This window comes from Amycolatopsis sp. WAC 04197, assembly GCF_003947475.1.
Lineage (GTDB): Bacteria > Actinomycetota > Actinomycetes > Mycobacteriales > Pseudonocardiaceae > Amycolatopsis > Amycolatopsis japonica.
On the sequence record NZ_QHJK01000002.1, the window covers coordinates 542627 to 562273 of the forward strand.

The 19647-nt window shown below is 69.0% G+C and carries 16 protein-coding genes and 1 tRNA gene; 10 read left to right on the plus strand and 7 right to left on the minus strand.

The features are described 5' to 3' along the window. Positions 1 to 99: 99 nt before the first annotated feature. Entirely contained in the window at positions 100 to 1458 is a 1359-nt protein-coding gene (gene radA, locus DMC64_RS09775) for a DNA repair protein RadA (protein WP_037335382.1), read from the plus strand. Here the strand turns inward: radA and DMC64_RS09780 are convergent. After that, entirely contained in the window at positions 1455 to 2591 is a 1137-nt protein-coding gene (locus tag DMC64_RS09780; protein ID WP_125733253.1) for a CU044_5270 family protein, read from the minus strand. The genes radA and DMC64_RS09780 overlap by 4 nt on opposite strands. Next, complete coding sequence (locus DMC64_RS09785; RefSeq protein ID WP_037335389.1) at positions 2578 to 3207, minus strand: RNA polymerase sigma factor; 630 nt, start codon at positions 3205 to 3207, stop codon at positions 2578 to 2580. The genes DMC64_RS09780 and DMC64_RS09785 overlap by 14 nt, the downstream gene beginning before the upstream one ends. Positions 3208 to 3365: 158 nt before the next feature. Between DMC64_RS09785 and DMC64_RS09790 the strand changes: the two genes are divergently transcribed. The 4 genes from DMC64_RS09790 to DMC64_RS09805 all read left to right on the plus strand — a co-directional run bounded on the left by DMC64_RS09790 (position 3366) and on the right by DMC64_RS09805 (position 6588). Beyond that, complete coding sequence (locus DMC64_RS09790; RefSeq protein WP_125733254.1) at positions 3366 to 4019, plus strand: C39 family peptidase; 654 nt, start codon at positions 3366 to 3368, stop codon at positions 4017 to 4019. A 120-nt stretch (positions 4020 to 4139) separates the two neighbouring features. After that, positions 4140 to 5096, plus strand: coding sequence for a glycoside hydrolase family 6 protein (locus tag DMC64_RS09795; protein WP_125733255.1), 957 nt, complete (start codon positions 4140 to 4142; stop codon positions 5094 to 5096). 166 nt (positions 5097 to 5262) lie between these two features. After that, positions 5263 to 6315: a sialidase family protein gene (locus tag DMC64_RS09800; protein WP_125733256.1), complete on the plus strand. Its 1053-nt coding sequence runs from the start codon at positions 5263 to 5265 to the stop codon at positions 6313 to 6315. Then, the gene (locus DMC64_RS09805; protein ID WP_125733257.1) at positions 6316 to 6588 is read left to right on the plus strand and encodes a MoaD/ThiS family protein; all 273 of its coding nucleotides are present in this window, start codon (positions 6316 to 6318) and stop codon (positions 6586 to 6588) included. It abuts the gene before it with no gap. Positions 6589 to 6666: 78 nt separating this feature from the next. Here the strand turns inward: DMC64_RS09805 and otsB are convergent, their stop codons facing one another. The 3 genes from otsB to DMC64_RS09820 form a co-directional block, all read right to left on the minus strand. Then, a complete protein-coding gene (gene otsB, locus DMC64_RS09810) occupies positions 6667 to 9195 on the minus strand; it encodes a trehalose-phosphatase (protein WP_037335403.1) in 2529 nt (842 codons plus the stop codon). A gap of 35 nt (positions 9196 to 9230) precedes the next feature. Next, a complete protein-coding gene (locus DMC64_RS09815; protein WP_016337688.1) occupies positions 9231 to 10682 on the minus strand; it encodes a trehalose-6-phosphate synthase in 1452 nt (483 codons plus the stop codon). Positions 10683 to 10763: 81 nt separating this feature from the next. Next, on the minus strand, positions 10764 to 12329 hold the full coding sequence (locus tag DMC64_RS09820) for a threonine/serine exporter ThrE family protein (protein WP_037335406.1): 1566 nt from the start codon (positions 12327 to 12329) through the stop codon (positions 10764 to 10766). Between the two features lie 149 nt (positions 12330 to 12478). On the opposite strand from DMC64_RS09820, the gene DMC64_RS09825 reads away from it, so the two are divergent. Both DMC64_RS09825 and DMC64_RS09830 read left to right on the plus strand, forming a co-directional pair. Continuing rightward, on the plus strand, positions 12479 to 14047 hold the full coding sequence (locus DMC64_RS09825; RefSeq protein ID WP_233629608.1) for an alkaline phosphatase: 1569 nt from the start codon (positions 12479 to 12481) through the stop codon (positions 14045 to 14047). A gap of 44 nt (positions 14048 to 14091) precedes the next feature. Continuing rightward, positions 14092 to 14167: transfer RNA gene (locus DMC64_RS09830), tRNA-Thr, on the plus strand. A 62-nt stretch (positions 14168 to 14229) separates the two neighbouring features. Here the strand turns inward: DMC64_RS09830 and DMC64_RS09835 are convergent. Both DMC64_RS09835 and DMC64_RS09840 read right to left on the minus strand, forming a co-directional pair. Beyond that, entirely contained in the window at positions 14230 to 15123 is an 894-nt protein-coding gene (locus DMC64_RS09835; protein WP_125733258.1) for a TIGR03619 family F420-dependent LLM class oxidoreductase, read from the minus strand. 124 nt (positions 15124 to 15247) lie between these two features. Next, positions 15248 to 15613: a hypothetical protein gene (locus DMC64_RS09840; protein WP_125733259.1), complete on the minus strand. Its 366-nt coding sequence runs from the start codon at positions 15611 to 15613 to the stop codon at positions 15248 to 15250. Between the two features lie 180 nt (positions 15614 to 15793). On the opposite strand from DMC64_RS09840, the gene DMC64_RS09845 reads away from it, so the two are divergent. From DMC64_RS09845 to DMC64_RS09855, 3 genes are all read left to right on the plus strand, one after another. Continuing rightward, positions 15794 to 16585, plus strand: a complete 792-nt coding sequence (locus DMC64_RS09845) for a metalloregulator ArsR/SmtB family transcription factor (RefSeq protein ID WP_125733260.1) — start codon at positions 15794 to 15796, stop codon at positions 16583 to 16585. Positions 16586 to 16617: 32 nt separating this feature from the next. Beyond that, entirely contained in the window at positions 16618 to 17397 is a 780-nt protein-coding gene (locus DMC64_RS09850; protein WP_125733261.1) for a DUF3800 domain-containing protein, read from the plus strand. A gap of 105 nt (positions 17398 to 17502) precedes the next feature. Continuing rightward, the gene (locus DMC64_RS09855) at positions 17503 to 19644 is read left to right on the plus strand and encodes a germacradienol/geosmin synthase (RefSeq protein ID WP_125733262.1); all 2142 of its coding nucleotides are present in this window, start codon (positions 17503 to 17505) and stop codon (positions 19642 to 19644) included. The last annotated feature ends 3 nt before the right edge of the window (positions 19645 to 19647 follow it).

Sequence of the window (19647 nt, forward strand, 5' to 3'; positions counted from 1 at the left end):
TACATGAAGGCCCCCTTCCTTGCGCCTAGGTACAGGAAGGGGGCCTTCATGTACTTGTCGCTCCCCGGGTTTGTCGGTGGTGGCCGCTAGCCTCGCGGAGTGGTCAAGAAAGGCAGCACCTACCGCTGCGGTGAGTGCGGGTACGAGGCGCCGAAATGGGTCGGGCGCTGCCCCGAATGTCAGGCGTGGGGAACGCTCGAGGAGCGCGGCGACGCCCGCCCCGCGATAGCCAGGGTCGCGGCGGGCGCGCCCAGTGCGCCCGCGCGTCCGATCGGCGAGGTCGACGTCGAGACGGCGCGCGCGAAGCCCACCGGCGTCTCCGAGCTGGACAGGGTGCTCGGCGGAGGGTTCGTGCCGGGCGCGGTCATCCTGCTCGCCGGGGAGCCCGGTGTCGGCAAGTCGACCCTCCTGCTGGAGGTCGCCTACCAGTGGGCGGCCACCGCGGGCCGCGCGCTGTACGTCACGGGCGAGGAGTCGGCGGGGCAGGTGCGGCTGCGCGCCGAGCGCACCGGCAACGTCCACGACGAGATGTTCCTCGCGGCCGAGAGCGATCTCTCCGCGATCCTCGGCCACGTCGACGCGGTCAAGCCGGGCGTGCTGATCGTCGACTCGGTCCAGACCATGGCCTCCCCGCAGGTGGAGGGCGCGCCGGGCGGGGTCACCCAGGTCCGCGCGGTCACCTCCGGGCTGGTCGCGCTGGCCAAGGAACGCGGGCTGCCGATCGTGCTGGTCGGCCACGTGACGAAGGACGGCTCGGTCGCCGGGCCGCGGGTGCTGGAGCATCTGGTGGACGTCGTCCTGCAGTTCGAGGGCGACAAGCATTCGACGCTGCGGATGCTGCGCGGTATCAAGAACCGCTTCGGTGCCGCCGACGAGATCGGCTGCTTCGAACTGGTCGAGGAGGGCATCGTCGGCGTGCCCGACCCGTCGGGGCTGTTCCTCAGCCACACCGCGGAGCCGGTCGCGGGCACCGCGGTCACGGTGACCATGGAGGGCAAGCGGCCGCTGCTGGGCGAGGTGCAGGCGCTGGTGTCGGCGACCCAGTCACCGCAGCCCCGGCGCGCGGTGAGCGGCCTCGATTCGGCCCGTGTCGCGATGGTGCTGGCCGTGGTGGAGAAACGGGCGGGCATCAAGGTCGGCGACAAGGACGTCTACGTCGCGACGGTCGGCGGCATGAAGATCACCGAGCCGGGTATCGATCTCGCGGTCGTGCTGGCGCTGATGTCGTCGGCGAGGGACACGCCGCTCTCGCCCAAACTCGTCGCGATGGGCGAGGTCGGGCTCTCGGGTGAGGTCCGGCGGGTGCCGAGCGTCGGGCGGCGGCTCGCGGAGGCCGCCCGGCTCGGCTTCACGTACGCGCTGGTGCCGCCGGATTCCGGCAAGATCCCGCCGGGTATCCGGGTGCTGGAGGTGGCCGACGTCGGAAGCGCGCTCAACGCCGCGAAGCACGCTCGTTAGGGGCCGTCGTCGTCGGTGATCACCACCGAGATCGTCGTGTCGAACAGGGTCAGCCCCGGCCAGCCCTCCCGTTTGTCGTTCGCCCGGACGGCGCGGCTCCCGACGACGGCCGCCGTCGCCCGGTCGACGATGAACGTGCGTGTCCGGTCCGGCATCGTGACCGAGAACGACAACGCGGAGCGACCGTCAGGAGTGGTCACGGTCTCCAGGACGATGCCGGGCATCCTCGCGAGCGCTTTGCACAGAGCCACCCGTTGCGCGCCGAAGCCCTGGGACGAGCGCAGCACGTTGAACGCCATTTCGAACATCTCGGGCGGCGAGTTCGGCTGTTCCGCGGGGCGGCCGTCCGAAGCGGGAGGGTCGGTTGTGCCGTCGTGGCGGAGCCGCTCGGCCATCTTGCCGGGGTCGATGGGCAGTTCCGCGAGGAAGTCCGGGGAGGGTTGCGTCCAGCCGCTCTCCGAAGGGAGCCGGTCCTGGGGCGGGAGGATCGGAGGTGCCGGCGACGTCGTGGTGGTGGTGGTGGGCGGCGGCACCTCGTTCACGCTGACCGAGGACGACGGGCCCGGCAGTGCTTCGCCGTTCCTCATCGCCGTCTGGTAGTCGCCCTTGACCCAGCGGATCTCACCGGTCCCGGTGAACCGGGTCTTGAACGACTTCCAGCCCGGGACCGGCAGCCAGCGTTCGAGGATCTCGTGGGTCTGGTAGACCAGCCCGGACTTGGTGACACGAGTGGTCCAGGTGGACTCCGTGACGAGCCGGTACTGATCGTCGCGAAGCGGGAAGTCGTCGCCGTGGAGGGATTTGAGCGCTTCTTCGTTCGGGCCGACGACCGAATGGTCCGCGGGGGCCGGGCCGTCGCCGTCGGTGAAGGCGTTCGTCGCCACGATCCCTCCGCCCGACACCAGGGCCGCGGCCGCGGCGGCGGCGATCCATCGCCAAGCGCCGGGCCGTTTCCTCGGCGGGGGCGCGAGCCTCGGGAGCAGTTCGTCCTCGACCTCGCCGGCGGCGCGCAGAAGTGCCGCCTTGGCGCGGGACAGTTCGTCCCGCCGGGTTTCCGGTTCGGCGTGGAGGCAGGCCAGCGCCTCGTCGAGTTCGGCCTCCGACCACACCTTCCTGACGCTATCGCCGTGCACTTTCGCCCTCCTCGTTCCTGCTCGATCCGTCCTTTGTGGACTCCGGTGCGTTGGCGCGCAGCCATCTCCTGATCCGGTGCAGCCGCGATCTCACCGTCCCGGCGGGAATCCCCAGCGCCTCGGCGACCTCGCCGGGATCGAGGCCCGCCCACGACACCAGCAGCAGGGTGTCGCGGTCCGCGACGCTCAGTTCGGCCAGCGCGCCCGCCAGCTGGGCCGCGCGGGACTGCGCGTCGACCCGCTCGGCGACACGGCCGTCATGTCCGGCCGAGACCGCCTGTCCGGCGGCCGCGAGCCGGGCCGTCGCGTTGAGGGCCCTCGTCTCGGTGCGGACATGATGCCGCAGCAGGTTCGTCGCGATGCCGTAGAGCCACGCCCGCGCCGTCCCGGCCTCCGGGCGGTACGTCTCGCGTCGCCGGAGCGCCACGAGGAACGTCTCGGCGACGAGGTCGTGCGCGGTCTCCGTGCCGACGCGGCGCGCGAGATAACGCTGCAGCGGGGCCGCGTGGGCGTCGAAGAGCATGCCGAAGACGGGTGCGGGATCGGGGCCACCGAGATCGGGTCTGTCCGGTCCGCGCGAGCCGGCCTGCTCGTGATCGTCTTTCATCACCTGCACGATCGCTATTGCCCGATGGCGCTCGAAGCGTTCATCCGATCCTACTTTCGTCGTGGGCCGACCGGGGAAAGCGCAGGTGAAGCCGCAGACAAAAGCCCCGGGACCGGCGATCATGTTCACTATTCACCATTCAAAAGTGAAACTGGGGAAGGATTACCATGCGTCGACTCAGGACCGTGGTCGTCGCCGCGCTCGCGGCGTCCGCCTTGATCACCGCTCCGGCGGTGGCCGTCGCTCAAGGTAAGACAGTCGTCGATGTGGAGTCGATGGCGCCGCCGGCCAAGGTCGAAGGGGTCAGGGCGGCCGCCGAACTCAACATCCAGTACCAGATCCAGGAGACCGGGTACTGGTGCGGCCCGGCCGCCACCCGCATCGCCATTTCGGCCAAGAACGGCAATCCGCCGAGCCAGCAGCAGCTCGCGAACGAACTGCCGACCACCACCAACGGCACCGACTGGATCGGGCAGGTCACCCGCGTCCTCAACAACCACGTCGCCGGTGGCTGGTACGAGACCAAGGAGATGCCGAACGACCCGCCGACCCAGGCGCAGCGCGACCTGCTGTGGCGCGACATCGTGCTGGACGTCGACAAGGGCTACGCGATCGTCGCGAACATCGTCGCCCCGGCGAACAACCACCCGCCGGGCTACCCGAACTACACGATCTACCACTACTTCACGATCATCGGCTACAACAGCGACAACATGACGGTGAAGATCGCCGACCCGGCCAACTTCGGCGGCAACCAGATCTACTGGCTCACCTTCAACCAGCTCGCGACCCTGATCCCGCCGAAGGGCTACTCGGCCTGACCCACGCCCTCCCGCGTTTCGTCCTCTGAATGCGTTACTTGCGTGCGCAAGGATCGCATTCAGAGGACGAAACGCGTGGGTTGTACGAATCTTGTACGGAAGAGCCCGAAGCTGGGGAACATGCGCATCAAGACGCTCGGTCTGCTGGCAGCCTCGTTGCTGGCCCTGGTCGCCTCGCCGGCCATGGCCGCCGACGGCAACCCGCTCGAGAAGACCAACGGCTTCTATGTCGACCCGAACTCCAATCCCGCGGTCTGGGTCAGGGATCACCCGGGCAGCACCGCCGACAAGATCAAGGCCGCCATCTCCACCAAGGCGGGCGCGCGCTGGTTCGGCAACTGGAGTGGGAACATCAAGACCGCGGTCGACGGCTACACCTACGCCGCCGACGTCGCGGACAAGCTGCCGATCCTGGTCGCGTACAACATCCCCGGCCGTGACTGCGGCGGTCACTCCGGCGGCGGCGCGGGCAGCCCGGACGCCTACCGGACCTGGATCTCGAACTTCGCCGACGGCATCGGCGGCAAGCCCGCGGTCGTCGTCATCGAGCCGGACGCGCTCGCGCAGCTCGACTGCCTGCCCACCGGTGAGCGCCAGACCCGCCTCGATCTCCTCAAGTACGCCGCGGAGCAGTTCGCCGCGAAGGCCCCGAACACCTGGGCGTACATGGACGGCGGCAACTCGACCTGGATCCCGGCCGCGACCATGGCCGACCGGCTCAACGCCGTCGGGGTGAAGTCGATCCGCGGTCTCGCGATCAACGTGTCGAACTACAAGACCACCACCGACTCGGCGAACTACGGCCGAAGTGTCAGCGCGGCGCTGTCGAGCAAGTACGGCTACACCAAGCCGTTCGTGATCGACACGAGCCGCAACGGCAACGGCCCGCTGGGCTCCGAGTGGTGCAACCCGGCCGGGCGCAAGCTCGGGGCGACCTCGCAGACCGGCGGCGGCGCCGAGATGCTGCTCTGGGTCAAGGTGCCCGGCGACTCCGACGGCAAATGCGGGATCGCGCCGAACGTCGAAGCCGGTCAGTTCAGCCCCGATCTCGCCCTGCGCCTGATCAGCGGTACCTGACCGCCCCCGAAAGCCCGTCGCGCCGGCTGCTCGTCTGTGACCCTCGTTCTCCCGAGAAGGCGAAGGCCACGACCCCTTGGACAGCAGCCGGCGCGACGCCTCCATTTCCCCGCTCGCGGTAGTACGGTGACCTGGGTCACATAACCGGAGCGAGGAGGACGGCGTCGTGGAGTTCCAGCTGGGGATCGGTACCAGGAAGGGCTTGTTCCTCGCCCGGAGCGAGGATCGCGAGAACTGGGAACTCTCCGAGCCGAAGTTCCCGATGGAGGCGGTGCGCGCGGTCGCGCTGACCCCCGGCAAGGTCTACGCGGCCGCGGTCAACGAGCACTTCGGACCGACGATCGCGACGTCGGAGGACTTCGGCGAGACCTGGTCCGAACCCGATCACGCCCCGGTCGCCTTCCCCGCCGACACGGAGACCGCGCTCGAAGGCATCTGGCAGATCGTGCTCGCCGGGGACGTCGTCTACGCCGGTGTCGAGCCGTCCGCGCTGTTCCGGTCCGAGGACGGCGGCGAGACCTTCGAACTCGTGCGCGGGCTGTGGGATCACGAGCACCGTCCACACTGGACACCCGGTGGCGGCGGCCAGATGATCCACACGATCCTGCCGCATCCCACGGATTCCCGGCGGATCACCGTCGCCATGTCGACGGGCGGCGTCTACCGGACCGAGGACGGCGGCAAGAGCTGGACGGCGTCGAACCGCGGGATCAGCGCGGGATTCCTCCCCGACGAGGAACCCGAATTCGGGCAGTGCGTGCACAAGGTCGCGATGCATCCGGCGCGGCCCGAACGGTTCTTCCTGCAGAACCACGGCGGTGTCTACCGCAGCGACGACGACGCGAAGACGTGGAAGTCCATCGCCGGCGGCCTGCCGAACGACTTCGGATTCGCCATGGTCGTCCATCCGACCGAGCCGGACACCGTCTACAACTTCCCCTTGGTGGCCGACGTGCTCCGGTTCCCGCCGGAGGGCCGCTGCCGCGTCTACCGCAGCGAGGACGCGGGCGAGACCTGGACGGGACTCGGAAACGGCTTGCCGGACAAGGGTTTCTACGCCGGTGTGCTCCGGGACGGCATGTGCGTCGACGCGCGGGACGGGATCTACTTCGGCACGCGATCCGGTGAAGTGTGGGCCAGCCCCGACGGGGGCGACACCTGGCATCAGGTGGCCGCGCATCTGCCGGACGTGCTCTGCGTCCGGGCCCAGGTGGTCTAGATGGTCCGGGTCCTGCTGCCCGCGATGCTGCGGCCGCTCGCGGGCGGAGCGGGGACGCTCGACGTCGACGCGCCCACGCTCGACGCGGTCCTGGACTCGCTCGGCGACGGTTTTCCCGCGCTGGAACGGCGGTTGCGCGACGAGACGGGTGCGCTGCGGCGCTATGTGAACTTCTATGTGGACGGTGAGGAATGCCGTCGTCTCGATGGGGCCAAGACTTCGCTCGCGGAGGCGAAGGAAGTCCAGATCATTCCGTCGGTCGCCGGGGGTTGAGCGGCAGCCGGATGTCAGGAAAGGGTCGTTCAGGACGAAAAACGTCCTGAACGACCCTTTCCTGACACGTGAAGCGACCTACTGGGAAAGCAGGTTCGCGCAGCGGATCAGCCCGATGTGCGAGTACGCCTGCGGGTGGTTGCCCAGCGAACGCTCCGCGATCGGGTCGAACTGCTCGGGCAGCAGGCCGGTCGGGCCCGCCGCGTCGACGATCTGCGTGAACAGTTCCTCGGCCTCGGTGCGCCGCCCGGTGAGCAGGTACGCCTCGATGAGCCAGGCCGCGCAGATGTGGAAACCGCCCTCGCCACCGGGAAGACCGTCGTCGCGGCGGTACCGGTACACGGTCGACCCGCTGCGCAGTTCCGCCTCGATCGCCGTCACCGTGGACTGGAAACGCGGGTCGGCCGGATCGATCAGCCCGGTCAGCCCGACGAACAGCGAAGCGGCGTCGAGGTCCGTTCCGTCGTAGGCGGTGGTGAAGGCCTGGACCTCTTCGTTCCAGCCCTTCTCCAGCACGTCCGCGGCGATCTCGTCACGCAGCGAAGGCCACGCGCCCGGCACCTCACGGCCGTAGACCTCGCCGAGTTTGACCGCCCGGTCGATGGTCACCCAGCACATCACCCGCGAGTACACCCGGTGGCGCGGCACGTGCCGCTCCTCCCAGATGCCGTGGTCCGGCTCGTTCCAGCGCCGTGTGACGGCCTCGGCCATCGCGCGCACCATCTGCCAGTCCTCGTCGCGCAGTTCCCCGCGCGCCTCCGCCAGCGTCTGCACGAGTTCGACGACCGGGCCGAACACGTCCAGCTGAACCTGGTGGTTCGCCAGGTTGCCGACGCGGACCGGCCGCGAACCGGCGTATCCGGGCAGCGATTCGATGACCGCTTCGGCGCCGATCACGCTGCCCGCCAAGGTATACAGCGGGTGTAGCCGTTCCGGACCGGCCAAAGTGGACAGAACGCCGTGCAGCCACCGGAGGTAGCCTTCGGCCTCTTCGGTCGAGCCGAGGTGGACCAGTTCGCGCACGGTCATGGCCGCGTCGCGGATCCAGCAGTAGCGGTAGTCCCAGTTGCGGACGCCGCCGATCTCCTCCGGCAGCGAGGACGTCGCCGCCGCGAGCACGCCGCCGGTGTCGGTGTTCACCAGCCCGCGCAGGGTGAGCGCCGAGCGGCCGACGAGGTCGGTCTGGACGCTGGGCAGTTTGAGCGTCCGCGCCCACGTGCTCCAGTAGTCACCCGCGCGCGTCCGTCGCTCCACTTCGGACAGTTCGTGCTCGCTGAGATCCGAAGTGCCGCAACGGAGTTCGAGCACCACCGGGTTCTCCGGCGAGGGAGTGACCAGCGCCGTCGCGGTGTCGTTCATGCCGTCGGAGGTGATCTCCCACTCCACGCCGGGCGAGCGCAGCGCGAACGGTTCCGAGGTGCCCTGCACCAGGATCCCGTCGCCCTCGGCGACCAGCTTCACCGGCACACCGCCGAATTCGGGCCGCGGCGCGAACACGATCTCCGCCGCCGTCTCACCCGAGATCACCCGGACGAGATCCGTGCGGTGCGCGGGGCTCTCCGGCTCCAGGTAGTCGGTGACGAGCAGTCGCGACCAGCGGGTCTCGACGGTCATCGTGTTCGGCAGGTAGCGCTGCCCGAGCGGCAGGCCGTTGCGGTGCGGCTTGATCGAGAAGTGGCCCGCGCCGGCACCGCCGAGCAGGTCCGCGAAGATCGCGGGCGCGTCGGGGCCGGGGTGGCACAGCCAGGTCAGCCGGGCGTCCGGCGTGACCAGCGCGACCGAACGTTCGTTGGCCAGCAGGGAAAGCCGCTCGATCGGCGGGGCCTGCTCGCCGTAGAGCCAGTTGCGCCGCTCTTCGAGCAGGAACGCGAGCGCCATCGCGACGTCGACCGTGTCCGGAACCCGGTACTGGGCCAGGCTTTCGCCGTCGCCGACCTTCACACCGAGGTCCGGGCCGGAGATCCGGGCGAACGCCTTCTCGTCGGTGACGTCGTCGCCGAGGAAGACCGCCGCCGTCGCGCCGACCTGGTGGCGCAGGGTGTCCAGCGCGCGGCCCTTGTCCGTCTGGACGACCGCGAGCTCGACGACCTCCTTGCCGTCGGTCGTGGACACGCCCTCCCATTTCGAAGGTCCATTGTGGACATCGCGGAGGACTCGCCTGCCGGCCTCGTGCTCGGCGCGGCGGACGTGCACCGCGATGCTCGCGGGTTTGACCTCGAGCGAGACGCCCGGCACGTCGAGCACCAGGTTCTCCAGCTCGGCCTCGAGCCGTCTGTGGAGTTCGCGGGCCTTGTCGTCGAGGGCGTGGATGAAGCCGATGTCGAACTCGGATCCGTGGCTGCCGACCAGGTTCACCTCGGCCGGAAGGCGGGAAAGAGTGGCGAGATCACGCAACGCGCGGCCGGAGATGACCGCGGTGGTCGTCTCGTGCAGGCCGGCCAGCGACCTGAGCGCACCTACCGATTCGGGCAGGGGACGGGCTTCGTCCGGGTTGGCCGTGATCGGAGCCAGCGTGCCGTCGTAGTCGCAGGCGACCAGCAGCCGCGGGGTGCGCGCGACCTGAACGATCGCACGCCGCAGCTCGGCGGGCAGTGCCTCGGCGGTCAACGATTTCTCCTCGGGAACTATGCGGGGTAGGGGGATCAGTCGGCCGGTTCGGCACCGAGCGCTTGGAGGAACGAGCGCGCCCAGCGGTCGACGTCATGCGTGAGGACCTGTCGACGCATGGCGCGCATACGGCGGCGTCCCTCTGCGGGGTCGAGCGTAATGGCAGTCTCCAAGGCGTTCTTCACCCCGTCCAGATCATGCGGGTTGACCAGGAGCGCACTGGTCAGCTCGGCCGCGGCGCCGGCGAACTCCGAAAGCACGAGCGAACCGCCCAGGTCGTGGCGGCAGGCGACGTACTCCTTGCAGACGAGGTTCATCCCGTCACGCAGGGGAGTGACCACCATGACGTCGGCCGCGGAGAAGAACGCGGCCAGTTCCGTCCGGTTCACGGACTGATGCAGATAATGCACGACCGGGTGACCCACGCGCGCGAATTCGCCGTTGATCCGTCCGACCATCTGCTCGATGTCGCCGCGCATCCGCTGGTAGTGCTCGACGCGTTCGCGGCTCGGCGTGGCCAGCTGGACGAACGTCACGTCCTCCGGACGGACGCGGCCTTCGTGCAGCAACTCGTGCAGCGCCTGCAGCCGCAGGTCGATGCCCTTGGTGTAGTCGAGCCGGTCGACGCCGAGCAGGACCTTCTTCGGGTTGCCCAGGTCACGGCGCAGCTGGGCGGCGCGTTCGGCGACGCCCTTGGTCTTGGCGAGTTTGTCGAGGCCGATGGCGTCGATGGAGATCGGGAACGCGCCGACCCGCACCGTGCGGTCGCCGACCTGCATCAGGCCGGGGCGGGTGCGGATACCGACCGCGCCGCGGCTGGATTCGAGCCCGGCCAGCTGCCGCGCCAGCCAGAGGAAGTTCTGCGCGCCACCCGGCCGGTGGAATCCGACGAGGTCGGCCCCGACCAGGCCGCGGACGATCTCGGTCCGCCACGGCATCTGCATGAACAACTCGACCGGGGGGAACGGGATGTGCAGGAAGAACCCGATCCGGAGATCGGGCCGCAGCTCGCGGAGCATCGCCGGGACCAGCTGCAGCTGGTAGTCCTGGATCCACACGGTCGCGCCCTCGGCGGCGACCTTCGCGCTCGCCTCGGCGAAGCGCCGGTTCACCCGGACGTAGGACTCCCACCAGCTCCGGTCGAACACCGGCCGCGCCACCACGTCGTGGTACAGCGGCCAGAGCGTCGCGTTGGAGAAGCCCTCGTAGTAGTCGCGGACGTCGTCCGACGTCAGGGAGACCGGGTGCAGCACCAGGCCGTCGTCGTCGAACTCCTCGACGTCGACGTCGGGCACACCCGGCCACCCGACCCAGGCTCCCTTGCGTGACCGCAGGAACGGTTCGAGCGCGGACACCAGCCCGCCCGGGCTCGCCGTCCAGCGCCTGCTCCCGTCGGCGGTCCGTTCGAGGTCCACCGGGAGCCGGTTCGCCACCACCACGAAATCCGCGGAGGCCGTTCTGCTCGTCTCGGCAATCACTTCGTCCACCAGCCGCTCCCTCGAATCGCGGGTCGCTGCCCTAAGCGGAAACCCTATCGCGCGAGGAGGCCGCGGCCCGTCGCCGAGCGATCACTCCAAGCGTCGTTCGGCGGGTTCCAGCGGACCCGCCATCCGCGGCCCGGCGAATTTGCGTTCCAGCCTGCCGAGCCCCGTGCGCACCGGTTGCGCCAGGTATTCGCCGAGTACCACACCCGCTGCCAGGGCAAGCCCGATCGCGACCGCGGTCATCAGCGTCGAGATGTTCCCGCCGGGCTCGACGCCCAATTGGTATAGACCACGATAGGTGGAGAGACCGGGGAGGAGGGGCGTGATGCCGGACACAGCCACCACGAGCGGCGTCACCTTCAGGCGCCTGGCGAGCACGCCGCCGCAGAACCCGACCAGCGTCGCGGCGACCGCGGAGGAGCTGACGGCCTGGAAGTCGGTCAGCATCAGCGCGCCGTACACGGCGCCGCCGATCGCCCCGGCCGCGCCCGCGACGATCATCGCGCGCAGGGTCGAATACGAGGCGAGCGCGAAGCAGGCCGACGCGCCGACGCTGCCGATGACGATGATCGGCAACTGCTGCGGGGTCGAGGAAACGACCTCGGGCAGCGGCGTCAGCGGCAGGCCGAGCAGGACCGCGATCTTCAGTGCGAGCACCACACCCGCGATCAGCCCGGCGCTCATCAGCGCGGTCTCGGTCGTACGCCCGGCCGCCGTGACGTAGTAGCCGGTGATGGCGTCCTGCACGGCGGAGACCGTGGAGAGCCCGGACAGCAGCACGGTGACGGCCGCCGCGACGACCAGCGTGGGTTTGTCCGTGGTGAGCAGGTTGCTGCTGACTATCGCCATCGCGGACAGCGTCGCGACCAGGCCGCCGATCACCTGCTGGAAGAAGAACGGCAGCGCGAAGCGGTTCAAGAACCGGCCGAGCCGGTCGATGACCGCGCTGATCACCAGCGCGACCAGCGCCACGTCGATGCTGCCGCCGAGGATCAGGGTGATGAACGCGGCCAGCCCGCCCCAGGCGGCCGTGGCCACCCAGCGGGGGTACGGGTGCGGCGCGGTCGTGATGCGCTGCAGTTCCTGCTGGGCCTCTTCGGCGCCGATGTTGCCGCGGACGATGCGGCGGACCAGGGTCTCGGTCTGGGTGAGCCGCGTGTAGTCGAGGCTGCGCGAGCGGACCACGCGCAGCGCCGTGACCGGGGCCATGTCGGTGCCGCGGTGGCAGGTCACCGTGATCGACGTGAAGATCACGTCGACCTCGCAGTGCGGGAGGCCGAGCGCGGAGGTCAGCGCGATGATCGTCGCGGTGACGTCGGAGGCGCCGGCGCCGCTCGACATCTGGACCTCGCCGATGCGCAGGACGAGGTCCAGGACGAAGTTGACCGTCGTGTCGTCCGGCGGCTGCGGGCCCATCGCCTCGTCGACGTCGACGGCGGGCTGCTCCGCCGTCGGCGCTTCGAGGATCTGCCAGGCGCGGCGGCGCAGCAGATTCGGCCGGTGCGAGCGAGTCTGGGGGATCGATCGCTCTCCGTCACGCTGGCGCGGCGCTTCCAGCAGCCATTCGCCACGTTCGGGTGTTTCGTCCTGGTTCTTTTCGGCACCGCGTTCGCCGCGCTGGGCTCCCTTGGTGTGCTCGTTGATCTTCATGATCGATCCACCTCCTCACTCTGGTTCGAGGGACTTTCCCGAGGAGCATCGGGGCCGGTGCCTCGACCGTTGCAGGAAACCCGAAGTGGCGTCCGCCACGTCGGAGGAAGATCATCGCGACGTCGCCGGTTTACGGCACACTGCATGTCATGGCGTCCTCCGTGAGCAGGCGTTCCGTTCTTCGCGCGGCCGGTGTCACCGCTGCCGGGACCGCGGCGACGTTCACCCTTTCGGGTGCATCTAGCGGGGCGGAAGCCCCGGTTTTCGCGCACGGGGTCGCCTCGGGTGACCCGATGCCCGATTCGGTCCTTCTCTGGACCCGCGTCACCCCTTCGCCCGAGGCGGTTCCGGGATCCGGGAAAGGGGCGGCGGTGGACGTCCGGTGGGAGGTGGCCGAGGACGCCGGCTTCACGCGCGTCGTCGCTCGCGGTCACCTTCGGACCGGCCCGGAACGCGACCACACGGTGAAGGTGACGGCCGGCGGACTGTGCGCGTCGACCGGGTACTGGTACCGGTTCGCGTCTCAGGGGAAGGTCTCGCAGACCGGCCGGACCCGCACGGCGCCTCCGCGCGACGAGGACGTCGAAAGCCTGCGCTTCGGCGTGGTCTCGTGTGCGAACTGGGCTGTCGGTCACTTCGCCCCCTACGGCTATCTGGCCGGCCGCGACGACCTGGACGCCTTCATTCACCTGGGTGACTACCTCTACGAAGGGAATCCCAACCCTGCGGGTGATCTCCGGCCTTCGGTACCGCCCAACGAGTTGATCACCCTGGCGGACTACCGGCAACGTCACGCGATGTACAAGACCGACGAGCACCTGCGGCGGCTCCACGCCCGGCATCCGATGATCGCGACCTGGGACGACCACGAGGCCGCCGACAACGCGTGGTCCGGCGGATCGCCGTCACACGACCCGGCGACCGAGGGCGACTGGGCGGACCGGATGCGGGCCGCGCACCAGGCGTACTTCGAATGGATGCCGGTGCGGCATCGCGGCGACCGGCTGTACCGGCGGCTGAAGTTCGGGACGCTGGCCGACCTGACCATGCTGGACCTGCGGACGTACCGGACGCGGCAACCCGGCCCGGTCTCGGCGGAGGACACCATCCTCGGCGCTGATCAGCGGCAGTGGTTCCTGGACGGCCTCGCGCGCGGGACCGCGTCCTGGAACCTGATCGGGAACTCGGTGATGGTCACGCCGATCAAGATCCCCGCGCTGCCCACACGCGAACGGCTCGCGCTCGGCGACCTGCTCGACGGCCAGCCGACCACGGTCAACACCGACCAATGGGACGGCTACACCGCCGACCGCCGCCGCGTCCTCGACACCATCGCCGCGCAAGGCCGGGGCAACACGGTGTTCCTGACCGGCGACGTCCACTCGTCGTGGGCGAACGACGTGCCCCGAGACGGAACGAGCGTCGCCGTCGAGTTCGTCTGCCCTTCGGTCACCTCGGACAACATCGACGAGCAACTCGGCGTCCCGCCGCGGACCGGCTCGCTGAAGGTCGAAGCCGCGATCCGCGCGCTGAACCCGCACGTGCGCTTCGTGGAACTCGACTCGCACGGTCCGGCCGTCCTCGAAGTGACCCCGGACGCCGTCCGGATGAACTGGTACTACGTCGCCGATCGCCGGGATCCGGCGACCGCCGTGACGTTCGCGCACGCCTTCCGGACGGTGGCCGGGGACCCGCGGGTGCGCCCTGCGGAGCGCTGAACGGGCGCCGATATACTTGCCTTGCCCAGGCTGTCCTGGGCAAGGCCGCTATAGCTCAGCTGGTAGAGCATCTGTCTTGTAAACAGAAGGTCAGGGGTTCGAGCCCCCTTGGCGGCTCCAGATCGACATGCTGATGCCTCGCGTTTCGCGGGGTCTGTTCATGGCCCTTATGGGCTCCGCTTTCAGCCTCGGGCGGTCAGTTCCAGCAGGCGGCCGGTGAGGTCGATGTGTTCTTCCACGCTGCTGGTCAGGTAGGTGAGGTCGACGAAGGTGTGGTCCGGCGCAAGGGTCGCGACGATCTTCGTCACCGACTCGGCGATGAGTTCCGGCTTCGTGTCCGGGGCGGCATTCACTCGCAGCGCCACGCCCAGTGTCCGCGGGTCGCGACCGGCTTGTTCGGCGTCGGCTCGGATCTTGGCCAGGGTGGCGGTGAGCATGTCGGCGGGGATGGTTTCGGGCACCGTCCAGACCGGCAGCCAGCCGTCCGCCCGCTCGGCGACCCGGCGCAGTGCCCTCTCGCCGAACCCGGCCAGGTGTACGGGCGGCTTGCGTACCGGTTTCAGGTGGACGTGGGTCTCCGGAATCGTGTAGCCGATGCCGTTGTGTGACACGGTGTCCTTGGTCCACCAGGTGTCGAGGAGATCGAGTAGGTCGTCCAGCCGCTTGCCACGTTCTGCCATCGGAACGCCGACGGCCGCGTATTCGTCGGGTGACCAGCCGATGCCCAGGCCGGGGAGCAGCCTGCCGTTGCTGGCCACGTCGATGCTGGTCAGCAGCCGGGCGAAGTTGGCGGGCTGGTACTGCGTCGCGTTGATGGTGCTGGACCCGAGGATCGCGGTTTCGGTCACCGCGGCCGCGACGGCCAGTGCGGTGAACGGATCCTGGGCGGTCCAGAACTCCTCGGGCATGGTGTCGTAGCCCGGGTAGGCCACCTCCGGGTTCACCGGCGACAGCAACCGGTCGCCGACCCAGAGACTGGCCGCCCCGGCCTGCTCCGCCGTACGCGCGTACCGCGCGATCCCACCTGGTGTGGCCGCCGCCTTGCCGAACACCGGAAGGCTGAACCCAAGACGCATCGATACTCCCCTGAGGTATGGACGGGCCGTATCGGCCTTGGTGCCACTAGTACTCGCATTTGGTTGCGCGTTCAAGTATCTCGGGTGGAGGGACGCATGGATCGGCAGGCTTCCACCGCGGTCATCAAGGCGCCGCCGCTTCCCGTGGCAGGGGCCGGATCCGGCTCAGCTGTACGAGGCTGAAGCCGAACAGCGCGACGCCGAGTGGGACGTGGACCGCCGTCACGTGCGCGATCCCGAGGAACACCTGCACCAGCGTGAGGCCCAGGAATACGGCCACGGGCAGGATCGGCTTGGCGGAGCCGCCACCCGGTCGCCACACGAGGATCGCGATGAGCACGTGAAGCATCGAGACGCTGAACAGCGTGTAGGCCGTGGCGCTGTGCAGGGTGTGGCCACTCGGCACGGTCAGCAGGAGACCGGCGGAGATCGGGGTGAGGAAGACGGCCAGGGTCTGCACGGCGATCGCGACGCGCAACGGGGTCGGCATGGGAACTCCTTCGAGTGGACGTGTCGCCACCTGGACGAGGGAGTCGGGGGAAACGTGACGGGGCGTTCGCGGGCGCACTTGCCCGCCGAACCCACGGACCTGGCGAGCGCCTTGACATGCAGCCGTACGGCTGCCTAACCTGTAAAGGCAGCCGCGAGGCTGCATATCAGGGAGAGCGGCATGGACGAGGTCTTCAAGGCGCTGGCCGACGCGAGCAGGCGGCGGTTGCTCGACGACCTGAACGCCCGCAACGGGCAGACCTTGCGCGAGCTGTGCGCGGGGCTGGACATGGCGCGGCAGTCGGTCAGCAAGCATCTGGCCGTGCTGGAAGCGGCGAATCTGGTGACCACGGTGTGGCGTGGCCGCGAGAAGTTGCACTACGTGAACGCGGAGCCGATCAACGCGATCGCCGAGCGCTGGATCGACCGGTACCACCAGGGCCGGGTCGAAGCGCTCGCCGACCTCAAGAAGGCATTGGAGCAGGAACCCATGAGCACCGACGAATTCGTGTACACCAGCTACATCAGGACGACGCCGGAGCGGCTTTGGCGGGCGCTCACCGATCCGGTCTTCACCAAGCAGTACTGGGGTTGCGAGTTCACCTCGGACTGGAAGGCCGGCTCGACGATGGCCTGGGAGCAGCTCGGTGTGAAGCTGGAGGATCCCGAACAGGTCGTCCTCGAGTCCGACCCGTACCGGCGGCTGTCCTACACCTGGCACACCTTCACGCCGGAGTTCGCCAAGTCGGTCGGGCTCGACGACGACGTGTCGGCGAAGCTCCAGGCCGAGTCGCGGTCGAAGGTGACGTTCGATCTCGAACCCGTCGGCGACATGGTGAAGCTGACCGTGGTGCACGACGGTTTCGACCAGGGCAGCACCGCGCTGGAGATGGTCAAGGGCGGCTGGCCGTCGATCCTGTCGAGCCTCAAATCGCTGCTGGAGACCGGCGAGCCGCTGCCAGAACCCGCGTAACCCGGTCGACCCGGCCCTCGCGATCGGGCACGATGCGCAGCGTGCCCCTGGAGATCGCCTGCGACGAGTCCGGGTCCGAGGGCGAGAAACTGATCGGCGGCCGGACCGGCGTGTTCGCGCACGCGGGGGTCCGGCTGAGCCTCGAAGAGGCCACGGCCTGCCTGGTCGAGCTGCGGCGAAGGATCCGCTCGCCGGCGGTCGAGTACAAGGCGAACCACCTCCTCCGCACGAAGCACCGGCGGGTGCTCGAATGGTTCCTCGGTCCGCGCGGCCCGGTCCACGGGCGTGCGCAGGTGTACCTCGTGGACAAGAAACGGCTGCTGGCGAACGAACTCCGGGCGCTCGCCGGCCCGGAAATCCGGCCTGACGACGAGCTCCTCGCCGCGTTCAACGACGTGCTGCGGACCAGGAACCGTCGCGATCCGGCGGCGGGGTCGTTCTTCGCGATGGCCGGGGACAGCGCGGAATTGAGGGCGAAGGTCGGCCGGGCGCGTGACGCCAAGATCCTCGATCCGCTGGTGCCCGCGATCCTCCGCGCCATCGAGTACTGGAGCGCGGGTGGGGAGCCGGTCTTCCTCGTCCACGACGAACAACCGTCGCTCAAAGGGGACCGGCTCGCCCGGATCGAGGCGAGTCCGGGATTGGCCGGGGTGAAATTCGTGGATTCCCGGACCGATCCGCGGGTGCAGGCCGCCGATTTCCTCGTCGGTGTCGCCCGTCGGATCGCCGAGGACGCGTTGAACGGGAACGGTGACGAGATATTGACCGGATTGCTCGCGCCGTATGTCGATCCCGAGTCACTCTGGGACTGATTCACTCCATGGCGCACCGAATCGCTCGGGTGGACGGTTGCCCGGCGCGGCGGCGGGCTGGAAACGTCGGAACGGATCCGACCCCGGCCCGGGAGGCAGTCGCAGATGCAGGCTTTCACCTTGCCCGAGTTCTACCTGCCGCATCCGGCCAGGATGAATCCGCACCTCGAAGCGGCACGGGCGCACAGTATGTCCTGGGCCAGGGAAATGGGGATGCTCGATTCGCCGTCGCCGTCCGGTGACGTCGTCTGGAACGAGCAGGCGCTGGCGAAAATGGATTACGCGCTGCTCTGCGCGCACACCCATCCGGACTGTGACGGGCCGTCCCTCGATCTGGTCACGGACTGGTACGTGTGGGTGTTCTTCTTCGACGACGATTTCCTCGCGCAATTCAAGTACACCCGGAACACCGAGGGCGCCAAGGCCTATTTGGACCGCTTGGAACTGTTCATGACCGGGCCGGGAGAAAGGTCGCCGGAACCGGGGAATCCCGCCGAAGCCGGGCTCGAAAACCTTTGGGCACGCACCATTCCTTCGATGTCCGAGGCCTGGCGACGGCGTTTCGTCACCAGCACGCACAATCTGATGGTCGAATCGCTCTGGGAACTGGACAACATCGACCGCGGCCGCATCGCGAACCCCATCGAATACGTCCAGATGCGCCGTCGTGTCGGCGGGGCGCCGTGGTCGGCGAACCTCATCGAGTTCGCCGTCGGTGCCGAGGTACCGGACCGGATCGCGGCGACCAGGCCGATGGAGGTGCTGCGTGACACGTTCGCCGACGCCGTCCACCTTCGCAACGATCTCTTTTCCTACCAACGCGAAGTGCGCGAGGAGGGCGAGAACTCCAACGCCGTCCTCGTCTTCGAGAAGTTCCTCGACTGCCCGACGCAGGAAGCCGCCGAACTCACCAACGACCTGCTGACCTCGCGATTGCAGCAGTTCGAGAACACCGCGCTCGTCGAGGTGCCCGCGTTGCTCGCCGAGCGCGATGTCTCACTGCCCGAGCAGATCGCGGTCGGCCTGTACGTCAAAGGCATGCAGGACTGGCAATCCGGCGGTCACGAATGGCACACCCGGTCGAGCCGGTACATGAACGAGGGCGCGGCCGCGAACGGGCCGGGCCTCGTTCAGCGGATACGCCAGCAGGCGCCGCCGCCGTTCGCGAAGACCGGGCACCTGCCGTTGCCGGAATTCCGCATGCCGTATCCCGTGCGCACCAGCCCCCACCTCGCCGCCGCCCGCGAATACGCGCCCGGCTGGGCGCGGGAGATGGGGATGCTCGACGGCGGGATCTGGGACGAGCGCCGGTTCCGCGGGATCGACCTCGCGTATTGCGCCGCGATGATCGACCCGGACACGGACCTCGACGGGCTGAAGCTGTCGTCCGACTGGCTCACCTGGGGCACGTTCGGCGACGACTACTTCCCGCTGGTCTTCGGGGCGAAACGAGACGCGGTCGCCGCGAAACTGTGCAGCGACCGGCTTTCCCTGTTCATGCCGCTCGAAGGCGAGCCGGTGCCGAAGCCGTCGAACCCGATAGAGGTCGGCCTCGCGGACCTGTGGGGCCGCACCGCGGGACCGCTGTCCCCGCGCACACGCGCGGGGTTCCGGCAGGCGGTCGAGAGCATGACCGCGAGCTGGGCCTGGGAGGTCGGGAACCAGGCGCAGAACCGCGTCCCCGACCCGGTCGACTACGTGGAGATGCGCCGTCGGACGTTCGGCTCCGACCTGACCAAGAGCCTCGCGCTCCTCGAACTCGGCGACGTCGTGCCCGCCGAGCTCTTCGGGAACCGGGTGCTGTTCGAACTCGACACGGCGGCGCAGGACTACGCGGCGTTCTCCAACGACCTGTTCTCGTACCAGAAGGAGATCGAATACGAGGGCGAGACGCACAACCTCGTGTACGTCGCCGAGCGGTTCCTGGACGTCGACCGGATCGAGGCCCGCGACATCGCGGCCCGGCTGATGAACGCGCGGATGACGCAGTTCGAGCAGCTCGCCGGTGAGGATCTGCCGCGGATGTGCGACGACCTCGGGCTCGGCGACGACGTCCGCGCGGCGGTCACCGGGTACGCGGACCACCTGAAGGACTGGATGGCGGGAATCCTGGAATGGCACCGGAAGTGCGTGCGGTACACGCCGGAGGAGCTGGCGCGCGTCCACGCTCCCGAGCCGCCGGTGTTCTCGCTCGTGCCGAGCGGGATCGGCATGTCGGCTTGGCGGATCGGGAGCGGGGCGCGTTGATCG

Coding starts and splice junctions, on each gene's coding strand:
- DMC64_RS09790 (WP_125733254.1), top strand. CDS start 3,366: ATGCGTCGACTCAGGACCGTGGTCGTCGCCGCGCTCGCGGCGTCCGCC.
- DMC64_RS09795 (WP_125733255.1), top strand. CDS start 4,140: ATGCGCATCAAGACGCTCGGTCTGCTGGCAGCCTCGTTGCTGGCCCTG.
- DMC64_RS09805 (WP_125733257.1), top strand. CDS start 6,316: ATGGTCCGGGTCCTGCTGCCCGCGATGCTGCGGCCGCTCGCGGGCGGA.
- DMC64_RS09820 (WP_037335406.1), bottom strand. CDS start 12,329: ATGAAGATCAACGAGCACACCAAGGGAGCCCAGCGCGGCGAACGCGGT.
- DMC64_RS09825 (WP_233629608.1), top strand. CDS start 12,479: ATGGCGTCCTCCGTGAGCAGGCGTTCCGTTCTTCGCGCGGCCGGTGTC.
- DMC64_RS09835 (WP_125733258.1), bottom strand. CDS start 15,123: ATGCGTCTTGGGTTCAGCCTTCCGGTGTTCGGCAAGGCGGCGGCCACA.
- DMC64_RS09840 (WP_125733259.1), bottom strand. CDS start 15,613: ATGCCGACCCCGTTGCGCGTCGCGATCGCCGTGCAGACCCTGGCCGTC.
- DMC64_RS09845 (WP_125733260.1), top strand. CDS start 15,794: ATGGACGAGGTCTTCAAGGCGCTGGCCGACGCGAGCAGGCGGCGGTTG.
- DMC64_RS09850 (WP_125733261.1), top strand. CDS start 16,618: ATGCGCAGCGTGCCCCTGGAGATCGCCTGCGACGAGTCCGGGTCCGAG.
- DMC64_RS09855 (WP_125733262.1), top strand. CDS start 17,503: ATGCAGGCTTTCACCTTGCCCGAGTTCTACCTGCCGCATCCGGCCAGG.